The organism is Mesorhizobium sp. W050 (assembly GCF_054719535.1).
This window is the reverse complement of sequence record NZ_JBTTIH010000001.1, coordinates 4,863,139-4,879,149: the sequence shown is the minus strand read 5'-3', so window position 1 is coordinate 4,879,149 and position 16,011 is coordinate 4,863,139. Positions and strand designations below refer to the sequence as shown.

The window sequence follows — 16,011 nt, the reverse complement described above, 5'->3', positions numbered from 1 at the left end:
GAAAGGCCTCGCGCCAAGCGACGACCATGGGGATGACCATTCGTGCCCGCCGTGATACGAGACCGCCGCAACAAATGAAAAGCGCCGGTGCGCCGGCATTCCGTCCAGGGAAATTCCATGTCTCACGCCGCCGCTGCCAAGCCGGCCACCGCCCGCAAATCATCCGCCCTTTCCGGCACCGCTCGCGTGCCGGGCGACAAGTCGATTTCGCACCGTTCCATCATGTTCGGCGGCCTTGCCTCCGGCGAAACCCGCGTCACCGGCTTGCTCGAAGGCGAGGATGTGATGCGCACGGCGGCCGCCATGAAGGCGATGGGCGCGCATATCGAGAAGCGCGGCGCCGAGTGGGTGATCCGCGGCACCGGCAATGGCGCGCTGCTGCAGCCGGAAGGCCCGCTCGATTTCGGCAATGCCGGTACCGGCTCCCGCCTCACAATGGGCCTCGTCGGCACTTACGACATGGAAACGACCTTCATCGGCGACGCATCGCTGTCGGGACGGCCGATGGGCCGCGTGCTCGAACCCTTGCGCCAGATGGGCGTGCAGGTGCTGAAGGCGACGCCGGGCGACCGCATGCCGATCACGCTGCATGGGCCGAAACACGCCGCACCCATTACCTACCGCGTGCCGATGGCCTCGGCGCAGGTGAAGTCGGCCGTGCTGCTGGCAGGCCTCAACACGCCCGGCATCACCACCGTGATCGAACCGGTGATGACGCGCGATCATACCGAAAAGATGCTTAGGGGATTTGGCGCCAATCTCTCGGTCGAGACCGACGAGCGCGGCGTGCGCCACATCTTCATCGAGGGCCAGGGCAAATTGACGGGGCAGACCATCGCCGTGCCCGGCGACCCCTCCTCGGCCGGCTTCCCGCTGGTCGCGGCACTGATCGTGCCGGGTTCGGACATCGTCATCGAGAACGTGCTGATGAACCCCACCCGCACCGGCCTGCTTCTAACGTTGCAGGAAATGGGCGGCCAGATCGACATCTTGAACCCGCGCAATGCCGGCGGCGAGGATGTTGCCGATCTGCGCGTGCGCTACTCCGAGCTCAAGGGCGTCACCGTGCCGCCCGAGCGGGCGCCGTCGATGATCGACGAATATCCGGTGCTGGCGGTTGCCGCGAGCTTCGCCGAAGGCGAGACGTTGATGCAGGGGCTGGAAGAGCTGCGGGTGAAGGAATCCGACCGACTGGCAGCGGTTGCCAATGGGCTGAAGCTCAACGGCGTCGACTGCACCGAAGGCGAAGCTTCGCTCGCGGTGCGCGGAAAGCCCGGCGGCAAGGGGCTGGGCGGCCATCCCAATGGCCAGGACACGACGGTGCAGACGCATCTCGACCATCGTATCGCCATGAGCTTCCTGGTGATGGGGCTGGCAACGGAAAAGCCGGTAACCATCGACGACGCCGCAATGATCGCGACGAGCTTCCCGGAGTTCATGGGGCTGATGACGGGGCTGGGCGCGGAGATTGGGTAGGTTGATGCCAAGCGCAAAGCAAGCAGAGATGTCGGCGGGACAGCGCCCCCCTCTGTCCTGCCGGACATCTCCCCCTCAAGGGGGGAGATCGGCCGTCACAGCGGCTTTCGCCAGTTTTCGAAATTGCAGGAAAGAGTGGGGCGCAGAAGCTTCTGATCTCCCCCCTGGAGGGGGAGATGTCCGGCAGGACAGAGGGGGGCGCGAAGGATCGCGGCGTCTGTCTTTCGTGTTGGCCCGCCAATGACCTTCACCATCGCCATCGACGGTCCCGCCGGCGCCGGCAAAGGCACGCTGGCCCGACGTCTGGCCGACCACTACCGCCTCAACCTGCTCGACACCGGCCTCACCTACCGCGCCGTCGCCTATGCGTTGATCCGGCACGCGCTGCCGCTCGACAATGTCTCGGCCGCCGACACCGCTGCCCGCCAGGTCAATCTAGCCAAGCTCGACCGGGCGGTCTTGTCGGCGCATGCTGTCGGCGAAGCGGCTTCGAAGGTAGCGGTTTACCCTACCGTTCGGCGCATCCTGGTCGAAAAGCAGCGCGATTTCGCCAAAACGCCGCCGGGCGCGGTGCTCGACGGGCGCGACATCGGCACGGTCGTGTGCCCTGACGCCGACATAAAACTCTATGTGACGGCGAGTGCGCAGGTGCGGGCGCAGCGCCGGCTGGCGGAAATCGAGAGCATCGGCGGCACTGCCAATTTCGCCGAAATCCTTGCCGATATCATGCGCCGCGACGAGCGCGACATGGGCAGGGCCGACTCGCCGCTGAAGCCCGCCGCCGACGCGCACTTGCTTGATACCTCCGAAATGGCTATAGAGGCCGCGTTTCTGGCGGCCAAAGCGATCATCGACGACGCCTTGGCCAAGAGAGATAAAGCCTGATCCAGGGTTTTCCCGCTGCCACCGATTGCCGGAAGCGAAGATACCCATATCGGGCACGAACCAGCCTGCCAGCATTCTTCATGCGCCGGAATTGCCGCTTAGGCGGCCCAGGGCTTTTGTAGCCCGGAACGTCGGCAGGCCAACGCAACGCTAACCCACGGCGCCCGTCCCGCTTCAGATGCGGGGCACTCCAGGAGAAAATATGTCAGCTGCAAATCCCACTCGCGACGATTTCGCGAGCCTGCTCGAAGAATCATTTACCACCGGTCACTCCGGCGAAGGTCAGGTCGTCAAGGGCACGATCCTGGCGATCGAAAAAGACATGGCCATCATCGATGTCGGCCTCAAGGTCGAAGGCCGCGTGCCGCTGAAGGAATTCGGCGTCAAGGGCAAGGACTCGACGCTCAAGGTCGGCGACACGGTCGAGGTCATGGTCGAGCGCATCGAAAACGCGCTGGGCGAAGCCGTCCTGTCGCGCGACAAAGCCCGCCGCGAAGAGAGCTGGGTCAAGCTCGAAGAGAAGTTCACCAAGGGTGAGCGCGTCGAAGGCGTCATCTTCAACCAGGTCAAGGGCGGCTTCACTGTCGACCTCGACGGCGCCGTGGCCTTTCTGCCGCGCAGCCAGGTCGATATCCGCCCGATCCGCGATGTCTCCCCGCTGATGCACAACCCGCAGCCCTTCGAGATCCTCAAGATGGATCGCCGCCGCGGCAACATCGTTGTGTCGCGCCGCACCGTGCTCGAGGAAAGCCGCGCCGAACAGCGTTCGGAAATCGTGCAGAACCTCGAAGAGGGCCAGGTTGTCGAAGGCGTCGTCAAGAACATCACCGACTACGGTGCGTTCGTCGACCTCGGCGGCATCGATGGCCTGCTGCATGTCACCGACATGGCGTGGCGCCGCGTCAACCATCCGACCGAAATCCTCAACATCGGTCAGACGGTCAAGGTGCAGATCATCCGCATCAACCAGGAAACCCACCGCATCTCGCTCGGCATGAAGCAGCTCGAGAGCGATCCGTGGTCCGAGATCGGCACCAAGTTCCCGATCGGCAAGAAGATCAAGGGTACCGTCACCAACATCACCGACTACGGCGCGTTCGTCGAGCTGGAGCCGGGCATCGAAGGCCTCATCCACGTTTCGGAAATGTCGTGGACCAAGAAGAACGTGCACCCCGGCAAGATCCTGTCGACGACGCAGGAAGTCGACGTTGTGGTGCTCGAGGTCGATCCGGCCAAGCGCCGCATCTCGCTCGGCCTCAAGCAGACGCTGGAAAACCCGTGGCAGGCTTTTGCCGCGAGCCATCCGGTCGGCAGCCAGGTCGAGGGCGAGGTCAAGAACAAGACCGAGTTCGGCCTGTTCATCGGCCTCGAAGGCGACGTGGACGGCATGGTGCACCTCTCCGACCTCGACTGGACCCGTCCGGGCGAGCAGGTCATCGAAGAGTACAATCGCGGCGACATGGTCAAGGCGCAGGTGCTCGACGTCGACATCGACAAGGAGCGCATCTCGCTCGGCATCAAGCAGCTGGCCAAGGATACGGTCGGCGAAGCCGCGACTTCAGGCGAACTGCGCAAGAACGCCGTCGTCACCTGCGAAGTCACCGGCATCAAGGATGGCGGTCTGGAAGTGCGGCTGGTCGACAGCGGCATCGAGACCTTCATCAAGCGCAACGACCTCAGCCGGGACCGTGACGAGCAGCGCCCCGAGCGCTTCTCGGTCGGCCAGAAGCTGGACGCCCGCGTCATCGCCTTCGACAAGAAGACCCGCAAGCTGCAGGTCTCGATCAAGGCGCTGGAAATCGCCGAAGAGAAGGAAGCCGTCGCACAGTACGGCTCTACCGACTCCGGCGCTTCGCTGGGCGACATCCTTGGCGCCGCGCTGAAGAAGCAGGGCAGCTAAGCCGCTTCGCGCGCAGCGCGTAAGCCGCTTCGCGCAAGCTAGGCCTCGGCTGCGCCTCGCGCGCAGCCTGAACAAGAAAACCCGCGGGCCGCAAGGCTCGCGGGTTTTTCATGCTCGGCTGCGCGATTGGCACAAGACTAAGACCGTGCAACCCCTTCAATTCCGCACGCGCGGTTGTAGGCTCGGCCGTCGTTGCAGACGTAAACACGGAAGGCCCTTCGGGCAACAGAGAAGCATGCGGGATGAAGGTCGCCGAACTCTATCGCTATCCGGTCAAGAGCCTGCGCGGCCATGCCGTGCCGAGCGCCGACATCGAGACAATGGGCATGGAAGGCGACCGCCGCTGGATGGTCGTCGACAAGGATGGGCAGTTCCTCACCATTCGCCAGATACCTGATATGACGACGATCGACGTCGAGCATCGCGGAACGGGCATCCTGTTGAAACATGACAGGCATGGCTCGCACTTCGTCGAGGCTCCGGCTCCCGGCACCGCGCTCCGGCAAGTCAAGATCTGGAAGGATATGGCTGCCGCGCGGCCGGGCGATCCGGCCGCCGGCGCCTATCTCTCGGCTATTCTTGGCCGGCCCGTCGATCTCGTCTATTTCGACGATCCGCAAAACCGGCCGGTCGATGCGGAATTCGGCCAGCCCGGCGATTTCGTCGGCTTTGCCGACGGTTTTCCGCTGCTGATCGCCACGACAGGCTCGCTGAACCATCTGAACAGCCATCTTGCCAGGCCCATCGAGATGGCGCGGTTCCGGCCAAACATCGTCGTCGACGCAGACGGCGCATGGCTCGAAGACAGCTGGAAGACGATCCGCATCGGCGCTGTCGAGTTGCGCATCGCAAAGCCTTGCTCGCGGTGCGTCATCACGACCCGAGATCCGTTGAGCGGCGAGCAGCCGGACCCGCGCGAGCCGTTGCAGACGCTTGGCAAAATCCACCGCTCCGCCAATGGCGGCATCATTTTCGGCCAGAATGCCATTCCCAACAACGCCGGCACGATCGCCATCGGCGACGCAGTCGAGGTCGTGGAAGCGGGGGTCTCGAACCTGACGTAGTCGCAGCCCTTCTAATGCCGTGGAGGCGTCGGCGGGTCGCCATGATTGAATGGCCAACCTCCGCTGTAGATCAGGCGAGGTCGGCAAAGGCCGCCATCGGAAGCCAAACCAAATGAGCCGCTCTGCGCGGCGGAACTTCAGGCGCGGCCGTAGAGCGGCGCCAGCGTTCCGCTCATTGCCAGATTGGCCGGTGATGCCAGATAGGCGATTGCCTCGGCGGCGGCTTCGAGGCTGACCCATCTGCCGAAATCGGCGTCCGGCATGTCGGCGCGGTTGGCTGGCGTATCGAGCGTCGAGGGCGCCACCGCGTTGACCAGTATGCCTTTGTGCTTCAGCTCTTCCGCCATCGCCACGGTCATCGCCGCCACCGCCGCTTTGCTGGCGGTATAGGCGACCATGCCGGCGCCTCGGCGCGGATCGAGCCCAGCACGCGCCGTGACATTGACGATGCGGCCTGCAGTGGCCGAGCCAAGCATGGAGCGCACCGCCGCGCGGCAGCACAGAAAGGCGGTGCGGGCGTTGGTGTCCATCATTTCGGCAAAGGATGCGGATTCGATTTTCTCGACGGGGGCCATGGCAAAGCCGCCGGCCAGATGGATGGAGGCCCACAATTCGGGAACGCTGTCATAGAAGGCATCGACCTTGGCGGGATCGGCGAGATCGACATTATGCGCCAGCCGGACGCGATCATGGGCCGCGAAGGGGAAATGCGTGGGGGCCGACGCGTGGGCATTGGGCACATGGCAGATCGCGCCGTCCGCCAGCAATTTGCCGACGACCGCGGCACCCAGCGCCCCGGTGCCACCGGTCACCACGATATGCTTGCCCTGAACTGTTTCCGTCATCCTGGACGCTCCTGTCGTTTCTTATGATTATGTCGCTTGTGGTGCCGCGCCGACGCAGAGCGTCGCGCCTTTTGCACGATCACTCAACCGACATCTCGACATGGCAGTTGTTGCGTCTTTGCATCGCTCGAAGTCGCCGACCGCCCCTTCCGACCCCCGCGCATGGACATCCGGCGCGCGGCCAGGCGTCAGTCGATGGTGATTTCGATGACGTGCGGCAGTCTGGTTGCGCGTGCGCGCTTGAGCGCATCGGCGAGACCGGCAGTACCGGCAAGCCGCTCGGCTGATATACCATAGGCCTCGGCCAGCTTGCAGAAATCCGGCGGCGCCGGGGACACGCCGACCGGCTCGACGCCGACATCGAGCATCGACGTTTCGATCTCGCGATAGCCTCTGTTGTTCCAGACGACGAAGATGACCGGTGCGGGTGCATCGAGCGCCGCGCCCAGCTCCGGCAAAGTGAACTGAAAGCCGCCGTCGCCGGTGAGGCAAACCACCGGCACGCCGGGCATGGCGAGCGCTGCGCCGATCGCCGCCGGCGGCCCGTAGCCGAGCGCGCCGAAACCGGTGGCGGCGTTGAACCAGCCGCCTGGCCGGTCATGGTCGTAATAGAGATTGGCGGCGTAGATCGGCTGCGTGGAATCGCCGACGATGATGGCGCCCGGCAGTGCGTCGCGGATGGTTTCCACCGCACGCACCTGCGCGGCATAGGCCGGGCTGAGTTCGGCAAAGGCCGCCTTTCTCGACGCGGCTGCGCGGCTCTCGCCGTCCTTCGCTGCGGCATGATCAGGATGGAGCGCGCCTAGCAGTGCACCAAGCGCCTCCGCGCAATCGGCCTGGATGCCGACGCTCACCGGGCGGCGGGCGAGCTGGTCGGCGCCGATATCGATGCGGATCAGATTGGCGGGCAGCACGAAGCCGCCGTCGCTGTAACCGTCATAGTCGGTCGGGCCGAATTCGGTGCCGGCGGCGATGACCAGATCGGCGTCTGCCATCAGCGCACGCACCGCCTTCAGGCTGGGGCTGGCCGGCACGCAAAGCGGATGCGCGTGCAGCAGACCGCGCGCATTGGCGGTCTGGACGACAGGTGCGCCGAGCCGCTCGGCCAGGCGCTGCAGTGGCTGTTCGGCGCGCTTGGCGCCGCCACCGGCAAGGATCAGCGGTCGGCGCGCGGCTGCGATCAGTTTGGCTGCCTCGGCAATTGCCGCGCCATCCGGCGCCGGCGGCGCTGCATTGGTGAGCGAAGCAGCGATGCCGTCGGCCGGTTTGACCATGACGTCGGTCGGGATCTCGATATGGACGGGGCCCGGCCGCGACGACGAAAACAGCGCGAAGGCCCGCGCCAAAGCGCCCGGCAATTCGCTGGCCTCGGTGACACGCTGCGAAAACAGCGCCACCTTCTCCATCATGCCGCGCTGGTCCGGCAGCTCATGCAGGAAGCCCAGCCCCTTTCCCAGCGTCGGCATCGCGTTGACGCCCGAAATCACCAGCATCGGCACCGAATCGGCGCGCGCCTGGCCCATTGCGGTGATGGTGTTGGTCAGCCCCGGTCCGGTGATGACAAAAGCGACGCCCGGCCGGCCGCTGGCGCGGGCGTAGCCGTCGGCCATGAAGCCGGCGCCCTGTTCGTGACGCGGCGTGACATGGCGGATCTTTGAACGCGCCAGCCCGCGGTAGAGCTCGACAGTGTGGACGCCAGGAATGCCGAAAACGGTGTCAACGCCATGCGCTTCGAGCAGCGTGATCAGCGCTTCGCCGATGGTGGTCATGGCTTCTCTCCCTTTCGCGGCGCGAGGCCGAGCTCGGCCTCTATGGCTTTGACGCCGATCGCCGCCAATTCGCCAGGCGAGAACATCTCTGCGGCCAGACAGCCTTCGATCCAGAGCCCGTCGATGATCGCGTTGATCGCAATGGCATGGCGGCGCAGCTCATTCGCGTCCGGCCTGCGCTGCTCGGCGCCGAGCACTTCGGCGACGACCGCTTCCACCTCGTTGCGAAAGCCGAGATAGCCTTCGCGGTGGGCGCGAGCCAGGCTCGGATCCGCGCCGGCGCGGCCGATGAATGTTGCCCACAGCGAAAACACGCGTGCATCGATGATCGGCGCGTTGAGGTTGGCGGCAACGAAGGCCGCAAGGCGCCGGCGCGGCGAGGCGTCTTCCATGAGCAATGCCGCCTTCGCCTGCTCCGTCATGCGGCCCATCAGCGCCGCGTACGCTTCCTGCAGCAAGTCTTCCTTGCCGGGGAAATAGTGCCGGATCAGCCCGGCGGTGACACCGGCGCGCAGTGCGATGGTGCGCAGGCTGGCGCCCTCCAGCCCATGTTCGGCCACGCTGTCCAGGGTCGCGTCAATCAGATCCTGCCGCCGCCGCTCCTCGCCCTCGCGGCGGAACTTGCGGCGCTCATTCATTGCCGCAGGATGGGCCGCGTCAGGCATGTCGGCCCACCTTCGCAGGCGATGCAGAGGGCATCCGCCTCGAAGATTTGAACCGTGCAGCCGGCGGCTTCCATCGCGGCCTTGGTCTTGGGAAAGCCGGCGACGGCAATGACCTTATGCGGGCTGGTCGGCAGCACGTTCAGGCTGAGGCCGTTCGAAGCGGCAAACTCTTCGGCGTCGCCCTCGACCAGCCGGATGCCACGCGCCTTCAGCAACTGATAGAACGGAGCCGGCAAAAGCGGTGAATAGACCAGGGCCAGGTCGTCGGCCAGCGGGCTGATCACCGACATCAGATGCAGGCACGCCTCCTCGCCCTGCCACAGCGGCAGATCGAAGCCGTAGACGGAAATGCCGAGCGGCGTCAGCAGGTTGGAAACCTGCTGTATGCCTTCCTGGTTGGAGCGCACCCCGCGCCCGATTACCAGCGTGTGTTTATCCAGCCATACGCAATCGCCGCCTTCGACCTGGCCGGGCGCCTCGACGCGGCCGAGGATGGGAATACCCAGGCGTGTGTAGGTTTCCTCATGCAGTGATGGCTCCCTGGCGCGCAATGCCTTGCCCATGGACAGGATCAGCGCGCCGCGGTCGGTCATCAGTGACGGATCGTGGGTGAATACGGAATCCGACAGCCCGTCGGCCTTGTCATCGATCCATTCGATTTCGGCGCCGGACGCCGTCACCAGCTCAGCGAGAGCCGCGTGCTGCGCCGCCGCTTTCGCCGGGTCGAAACCCGGGCCATAGTGCCAGGTAGCCCGGTCGGCACCGCGCATGGCATTGGCCGCCGACCGCATCAGCACGCGCCGCAACGGCGCCGCCATGGACTGTGATCCGAAAGCGCTCATCAGTGCCCTTTTCAATGCCGTCTTCAAGGTGAAAAAAATGGAAAAAATTTCATCGGAGGCTATTTATACACTTGCACAATAAGGCCGCAAGTGCCGTAATGAGCGGGATTGACGGGCTCGCGCTGTTGGGTCCATGCTGAAGTCTGGAGTGGGCATTACAGCGTATGTTGATTAGCCGGATAGACGTTCGACGATCTGCCGTGGACCCTGTGGCAGAGGTTCCCCGGTGAGCGCGGCGGGAACCGCCGCATTCCAATCCGGCAAGGCGCAGGACGGCGCCGCCGAGGCCATCCATGTCGAGAACCTGCACAAGAAATTCGGCCAGCTGCATGTGCTGAAAGGCGTTTCGCTGTCGGCGCGCGACGGCGAGGTGATCGCCATTATCGGCGGCTCGGGTTCCGGCAAGTCGACGCTGCTGCGCTGCATCAACTGCCTGGAAAATCCGACCAGCGGCATCATCCGCGTCAATGGCGAGGAGATCAAACTCAAGGCCGACAGCCACGGCCACACCGTGCCTGCCGACCGCCGGCAGATCGAACGCATCCGCGCCAAGCTCGGCATGGTGTTCCAGAACTTCAACCTGTGGAGCCACATGACGCTGATCGAGAACGTCATCGAGGTTCCGGTGCATGTTCTGGGCGTCAGGCGCGACGTGGCGATCAGGGAAGCCGAAAAGCTTTTGGCGCGCGTCGGCCTCGCCGAAAAGCGCGACGTCTATCCGGCCTATCTCTCCGGCGGCCAGCAGCAGCGCGCGGCGATCGCCCGCGCCCTGGCCATCAACCCGCGCGTCATGCTGTTCGACGAGCCGACCTCGGCGCTGGACCCGGAGCTGGTCGGCGAGGTGCTGAAGGTGATCGGCGACCTGGCGCGCGAGGGCCGCACCATGGTGCTGGTCACGCATGAAATGAAATTCGCCCGCGAGGTCGCGACCCATGTCGTCTACCTCTGCAACGGGCTGGTCGAGGAAGAGGGGCCGCCGGAGCAGATATTCGGCGCACCGAAATCCGAAAGGCTGAAGCAGTTCATCCGCAACATCGGCTAGGAAGGCCGGGACGGAAGAAAACCGGGAACCAACAACAAACTGGGAGTCGTGACATGAAGACTGTTCTGAAAACATTCGCCGCAGCGCTGCTGCTCGGCGTTGCCGCCATGGGCGTGGCCAAGGCCGATCCGGTCAAGATCGGTGTCGCCGCCGAGCCCTATCCGCCCTTCACCTCGCCGGACGCTTCCGGCAAATGGGTTGGCTGGGAAATCGAGTTCATCGACGCCGTCTGCGCCGAGGAGAAGCTCGACTGCGTCATCACGCCTGTCGCCTGGGACGGCATCATCCCGGCGCTGACGACCAAGAAGATCGACGTCATCGCCAGTTCGATGTCGATCACCGCCGAACGCGAGAAGACCATCGACTTCTCGGATAAGTACTACAACACGCCGACCGCCATCATCGGGCCGAAGGACCAGAAATTCGGCGCCACGCCGGACGATCTCAAGGGCAAAGTGCTCGGCGTGCAGGTGTCGACCACCCATTCGGCCTATGCGAAGAAGCATTTCGGGCCCACGGCTGCCGAGATCAAGGAATACCAGACGCAGGACGAAGCCAACAACGATCTGGCCGCAGGCCGCCTCGACGCCGTCCAGGCGGATTCGATCGCGCTCGACGCATTTCTGAAGTCGGACCAGGGCAAGGCCTGCTGCGATCTGAAGGGCATGGTGGCTCCGGACGATGAAGTGCTCGGACCGGGCGTGGGCGCCGGCGTGCGCAAGGAAGACACCGACCTTAAGGCCAAGATCAACGCCGGCATCAAGGCGATCCGCTCGAACGGCAAATATGACGAGATATCGAAGAAATACTTCGATTTCGACATTTACGGTGGTGGCGGCGCGCAGTCGAACTGACGATCCTCGCATGAGCTAGGGGGCATGGCGTTAGCGCCATGCCTCCCTGCCCGATCTTTCCCAGACATGCTTGCCGCCGGCGCTGCCGTCGGCGGTTAGAGCCAGCATCCGGGGGCGACGCTGATCGACGCACTTCTTTCGGCCTCGGCGGCCGGCATCATAGAGCTCCTTTCGCCGAATCCGCCGGGCTGGGGCGGCACGCTCTTGCTTGGACTGCTCCATTCGATCGAGATCGCGCTCGGCGCCACGGTCCTCGGTCTCCTGATCGGCACCGGTGGCGCCTTTGGCAAGCTTTACGGCGGTCCGGTCGTGCGCGACCTGCTGGCGGTTTACACCACCATCGTGCGCGCCGTGCCCGAACTGGTGCTGATCCTGCTGCTCTATTATGCCGGGACGGACCTGATCAACCAGGCGCTGACGGCAATGGGCTACCAGCGCGTCGACATCAGCGGCCTTGCCGCGGGCATCGCCGTGCTCGGCTTTGTCCAGGGTGCCTATTCGACCGAAGTGATCCGCGGCGCCATCCTAGCCATACCGCAGGGCCAGATCGAAGCCGCCCGCGCCTATGGCATGTCACCCGGGCTCATGCTGCGGCGCATCACCTTGCCGGCGATGCTGCCCTTCGCCATACCCGGGCTCGCCAATCTGTGGCTGATCGCCACCAAGGATACGGCCCTTCTGGCGGTCGTCGGCTTTTACGAGCTGGCGCTGGCGACGCGGCAGGCTGCGGGGGTCACCAAAGCCTATTTCACCTTCTTTTTCGCCGCGGGCGTGCTCTATCTCATCTTGTCGCTGGTTTCCAACCTGCTCATCGGCCGCGTCGAGGCCTGGTCGCGGCGCGGTATGCCGTCGCTCAAGGATGCGCGCTGATGGCCGGAGAAGCGACCATCATCAACGCTGCCGCGCGCACGTCGCTGTGGCTGCAGCCGCATCGCATCGTGCTGATCCTGGTCGCAATCGCGCTGGTTTTCGGTGCGGCCTTCTTCATGCGCTGGGACTGGCTGCCGCAATATTACGAAATGGGGCTTCTCGGCATCTGGCGGTCGCTGTGGATCCTGGCCGTTACCTGCTTTCTCGGCTTCCTGCTCGCCGTGCCGCTCGGGCTGGCGCAGGCCGCCGGCCCGTTATGGCTTTCCGCCCCCGCCAGGACATTCTGCACCGTCATCAGGGGCACGCCGCTGCTGATCCAGCTATGGCTGCTCTATTACGGGCTGGGCTCGCTGTTTCCGCAATTTCCCTGGATCCGCGAATCCTGGATGTGGCCGTATCTGAGGCAAGCCTGGCCTTATGGAGTGCTGGCGCTGACCTTGTCCTTCGCCGGCTATGAGGGCGAAGTGATGCGCGGCGCCTTTGCCGGCGTGCCGAAGGGGCAGTTGGAAGCCGCCCGCGCCTTCGGCATGAGCCGCTGGAAGATTTTCCGCCGCATCTGGCTGCCGCAAGCCATCTACCGGGCGCTGCCGACGCTGACCGGCGAAACCGTGCTGCAGCTGAAATCGACGCCGTTGGTGGCGACGATCAGCGTCATCGACATCTTCGCCGTCTCGTCCAAGGTCCGGCAGGACACCTATCTCACCTACGAACCCTTGCTGCTTTTGGCGCTGATCTACATGATCATCACCGGCATACTGGTGTTTGCATTCAGCAAGATCGAGGCGCGGATTCCGAACAAGGTGGGTTAGGGAATAGTGAGTAGGCAGTAGTGAGTAGTCAGCATATGACCGGGAAACCGCTTGCTTTCGCTACTCCCTACTGACTACTCCCTACTCACTCACCACCAATCGGGTCCGCACCATGCAACTCTCTCTCGACCAGGCAACAGGACTGTGCCGCATGGCGGCGCTCGGCGCCGGCGCCAATGAGGAGGCGGCGAGGTCGCTCACCGCCTCGATCATTGCCGCCGAGGCGGAAGGGCTTTCGACCGTCGGGCTGACCCATTTCATCGATTACCTCGAAGCGCTGGAAGCCGGCCGCATCGACGGCAATGCCGATCCCGTGATCACCAGGCCGGCGCTCGCCGTCTATCAATCCGATGCGCGTGGCGGCCTCGCCCATACCGGCTTCGACCGCACCATCGACGACCTCGCCAAGGCGGCAAAGCTGTTCGGCGTCGCCATCTTCTCGCAGAAGAACGCTTATACCTGCGGCGCACTAGGCTATTTCACTGGGCGTCTGGCGCAGCTGGGATTGGTCTCCTTCGCCGCCACCAACGGGCCGGCGGTGCTGGCAGGCTCGGGCTCGGTCAAGCCGGTCTATTGCACCAACCCGATGTCGTTTGCGGCACCCGCCGCCGATGGCGCGCCGCTGGTCATCGACCAGTCGTCGAGCGCCACCGCCTTCGTCAACATCCGCAAGGCGGCCGAGGACGGCAAGAAGATCCCCGAAGGCTGGGCGCTGGACGCCAGCGGCAATCCGACCACCGATCCGGCCGCGGCCATGAAGGGCGCCATGCTGGCCTTCGGCGGCCAGCGTGGCGCCAACATCGCGCTGATGGTCGAAGTGCTGGCGGCTGGCTTGTCGGGCGCCAACTGGTCGCTCGACGCGCCCTGGTTCTCCGGCGGACCGGACAGCCCCGGAACCGGCCTGTTCGTGCTCGCCGTCGAGCCCAAGCTGCTCGACCCGGATTTCGAGCAGCGCATGAAGAACCAGCTCGACCGGCTGCGCCGGCGCTTTGGCGTGCACGTGCCGGGCCGGGCGCGGGCCGAAGCGGCGGAGAAGGCGCAGGCGCGCGGCATCAACGCCCCCAAAGCCGTGGTGCAGCGCATTTCCGAATTCGCCGAGCGCTATTCGGGCTGAAGCAGTCCTGCGACAACGAATCTTTTACGCGACCTGGCTGAACCTTTCTACCGATCGCAACGACCAATAGCTGCCGGGTCGGGTTTGCCCGGTCGGTGTCTTCTGTCGGATGCGTTTAGGGCCCGGGCGGGCGTATGCCGTCTCAGGTTACCCGCCCCGTTGCGCTCTGTCTCGACCGTTGCGTCACCCGGAAAACCCCGCTTCGGCGGGGTTTTCTACGTTCGTGCTCTGTGTGCTAAAACATGATGCCAGAAGTTAACTTTTGTTAACTTGACTTGCCGGGAACCATCGGGCGTTTGCAAGGGATCGTCACAACAACAGGAGCTACGATGTCCGCAACCACCGACGCTTCCCGCGGCAAACTTATCGTTCCGGTGTTTGGCCGCCTGTATTCGTCGCTGCATGATGGCGCCGAAACCCTTCTGCGCGTCGTCGCCGGCGGGTTTCTCACCATTCACGGCTCGCAGAAGATCACCAACCCTTTCGGCGCCGCCGAGATGGTCGAAGGCCTCGGCTTCTATCCCGGCGCGTTCTGGTCGCTGCTTTTGTCCTGCACCGAATTCTTCGGCGGCATTCTGATCGCCATCGGCCTGTTGACTCGGCCCGCCGCCTTTGCCGGCATGATCGTGCTGCTGGTCACCGTCTGGTTCCACTGGATCACTGTCGGCCAGGGCTTTTCCGGCGCTGAAAAGTCGCTTCTATGGGCGGCGATCCTGCTGTTCTTCGTTATCCGCGGCGGCAACCGCCAGTCGGTCGACGCGCGCCTCGGCAAGGCGTTCTGAAGGGTCCATAAGAGGGTGGCAGCGACGACGCGTCACCCTTTGCCTTTGGCCCAAAACGGACTATGAAACGGCTTCAGCCAAGCTTTCGAGCGCCGGAGCCAGCCATGACCGAAATCCTGCAGATCCCCAAGCTCGTGGTCGTCTTCGGCGGCTCCGGCTTCGTCGGCCGCCACATCGTGCGGGCGCTGGCCAAGCGCGGCTACCGCATCAGGGTGGGGGTGCGCCGGCCCGATCTCGCGGGACATCTGCAGCCGCTCGGCAATGTCGGCCAGATCCAGCCGGTGCAGGCCAATGTGCGCGTGCGCTGGTCCGTCGACCGCGCCGTGCAGGGCGCCGACCATGTCATCAATCTGGTCGCCATCCCGCATGAAAGCGGCCGGCAGAAATTCAACACCGTGCACGAATTCGGCGCCCGCGCCGTCGCCGAAGCCGCGCGCTCGGTCGGCGCAGGACTGACCCATATTTCGGCGCTTGGCGCCGACCTCAACGCCGAGTCCGACTATGCCCGCACCAAGGCGCTCGGCGAAAAGGCCGTCCTGGAGACGATCCCGGACGCCGTCATCTTCCGACCGTCGATCAATTTCGGACCCGAGGACAGTTTCTTCAACCGCTTCGCCGACATGGCGCGCTATTCGCCGGTGCTGCCGCTGATCGGCGGCGGCCAGACCAAGTTCCAGCCGGTCTATGTCGGCGATGTCGCCGAAGCGGTGGCGCGTTCGGTCGAGGGCAAGATCAAGGGCGGCCAGATCTATGAACTCGGCGGGCCGCAAGTGCTCACCTTCAAGCAGTGCATGGAAGAGCTGCTCACCGTCATCGAGCGCAAGCGGCTCCTGGTGCCGGTGCCGTGGTGGATGGCCAATCTGCAGGCCTCGATCCTCGGCCTGCTGCCCAACCCGTTGCTGACCAAGGACCAGGTGCTGCTGCTGCGCCAGCCCAACATTGTGTCGGAGGAGGCCAACAAGGCCAACCGGAACCTTGCCGGCCTCGACATCCAGCCGCAGTCTATCGGCACAATCCTGCCCAGCTATCTCTGGCGCTTCCGCGCCGCAGGCCAGTTCCAGCGCAAGCCCGCCGGCATCGCGTAACAAGGCGTT

At 64.6% G+C, this 16,011-nt stretch carries 15 protein-coding genes; 11 read left to right on the top strand and 4 right to left on the bottom strand.

Features of this window, described 5'->3' with window-relative positions:
* Positions 1-117: 117 nt before the first annotated feature.
* The 4 genes from aroA (at position 118) to ACYG9Y_RS23395 (ending at position 5,325) form a co-directional block, all read left to right on the top strand.
* Positions 118-1,476 (top strand): 3-phosphoshikimate 1-carboxyvinyltransferase, encoded by a 1,359-nt coding sequence (gene aroA, locus ACYG9Y_RS23410; protein WP_023739675.1) that lies wholly within the window; start codon positions 118-120, stop codon positions 1,474-1,476.
* Between the two features lie 240 nt (positions 1,477-1,716).
* Complete coding sequence (gene cmk, locus ACYG9Y_RS23405; protein ID WP_023739674.1) at positions 1,717-2,361, top strand: (d)CMP kinase; 645 nt, start codon at positions 1,717-1,719, stop codon at positions 2,359-2,361.
* Between the two features lie 202 nt (positions 2,362-2,563).
* Entirely contained in the window at positions 2,564-4,261 is a 1,698-nt protein-coding gene (gene rpsA, locus ACYG9Y_RS23400; protein ID WP_023671316.1) for a 30S ribosomal protein S1, read from the top strand.
* A 242-nt stretch (positions 4,262-4,503) separates the two neighbouring features.
* Positions 4,504-5,325: an MOSC domain-containing protein gene (locus ACYG9Y_RS23395; protein WP_023739673.1), complete on the top strand. Its 822-nt coding sequence runs from the start codon at positions 4,504-4,506 to the stop codon at positions 5,323-5,325.
* A gap of 137 nt (positions 5,326-5,462) precedes the next feature.
* On the opposite strand, the gene ACYG9Y_RS23390 is transcribed toward ACYG9Y_RS23395, so the two are convergent.
* From ACYG9Y_RS23390 to ACYG9Y_RS23375, 4 genes are all read right to left on the bottom strand, one after another.
* A complete protein-coding gene (locus ACYG9Y_RS23390; protein ID WP_023739672.1) occupies positions 5,463-6,170 on the bottom strand; it encodes an SDR family NAD(P)-dependent oxidoreductase in 708 nt (235 codons plus the stop codon).
* A gap of 188 nt (positions 6,171-6,358) precedes the next feature.
* Entirely contained in the window at positions 6,359-7,939 is a 1,581-nt protein-coding gene (locus tag ACYG9Y_RS23385; RefSeq protein ID WP_023739671.1) for a 5-guanidino-2-oxopentanoate decarboxylase, read from the bottom strand.
* On the bottom strand, positions 7,936-8,604 hold the full coding sequence (locus ACYG9Y_RS23380) for a TetR family transcriptional regulator C-terminal domain-containing protein (RefSeq protein ID WP_023739670.1): 669 nt from the start codon (positions 8,602-8,604) through the stop codon (positions 7,936-7,938). Before ACYG9Y_RS23380 ends, ACYG9Y_RS23385 begins: the two co-directional genes overlap by 4 nt.
* The gene (locus ACYG9Y_RS23375; protein ID WP_023714557.1) at positions 8,574-9,446 is read right to left on the bottom strand and encodes a dimethylarginine dimethylaminohydrolase family protein; all 873 of its coding nucleotides are present in this window, start codon (positions 9,444-9,446) and stop codon (positions 8,574-8,576) included. Before ACYG9Y_RS23375 ends, ACYG9Y_RS23380 begins: the two co-directional genes overlap by 31 nt.
* A 226-nt stretch (positions 9,447-9,672) precedes the next feature.
* On the opposite strand from ACYG9Y_RS23375, the gene ACYG9Y_RS23370 reads away from it, so the two are divergent.
* The 7 genes from ACYG9Y_RS23370 to ACYG9Y_RS23340 all read left to right on the top strand — a co-directional run bounded on the left by ACYG9Y_RS23370 (position 9,673) and on the right by ACYG9Y_RS23340 (position 16,002).
* A complete protein-coding gene (locus ACYG9Y_RS23370; protein ID WP_023739669.1) occupies positions 9,673-10,488 on the top strand; it encodes an ABC transporter ATP-binding protein in 816 nt (271 codons plus the stop codon).
* A 53-nt stretch (positions 10,489-10,541) separates the two neighbouring features.
* Positions 10,542-11,342, top strand: a complete 801-nt coding sequence (locus tag ACYG9Y_RS23365) for a transporter substrate-binding domain-containing protein (RefSeq protein WP_023671323.1) — start codon at positions 10,542-10,544, stop codon at positions 11,340-11,342.
* A 156-nt stretch (positions 11,343-11,498) separates the two neighbouring features.
* Positions 11,499-12,212 (top strand): ABC transporter permease, encoded by a 714-nt coding sequence (locus ACYG9Y_RS23360; RefSeq protein WP_196814080.1) that lies wholly within the window; start codon positions 11,499-11,501, stop codon positions 12,210-12,212.
* Entirely contained in the window at positions 12,212-13,021 is an 810-nt protein-coding gene (locus ACYG9Y_RS23355; RefSeq protein WP_023739668.1) for an ABC transporter permease, read from the top strand. The genes ACYG9Y_RS23360 and ACYG9Y_RS23355 overlap by 1 nt, the downstream gene beginning before the upstream one ends.
* 112 nt (positions 13,022-13,133) lie before the next feature.
* Entirely contained in the window at positions 13,134-14,135 is a 1,002-nt protein-coding gene (locus ACYG9Y_RS23350) for an Ldh family oxidoreductase (protein ID WP_023739667.1), read from the top strand.
* 329 nt (positions 14,136-14,464) lie between these two features.
* Positions 14,465-14,917 (top strand): DoxX family protein, encoded by a 453-nt coding sequence (locus tag ACYG9Y_RS23345; RefSeq protein WP_023700422.1) that lies wholly within the window; start codon positions 14,465-14,467, stop codon positions 14,915-14,917.
* A 104-nt stretch (positions 14,918-15,021) separates the two neighbouring features.
* Entirely contained in the window at positions 15,022-16,002 is a 981-nt protein-coding gene (locus ACYG9Y_RS23340; protein ID WP_023732640.1) for a complex I NDUFA9 subunit family protein, read from the top strand.
* Positions 16,003-16,011: the final 9 nt, after the last annotated feature.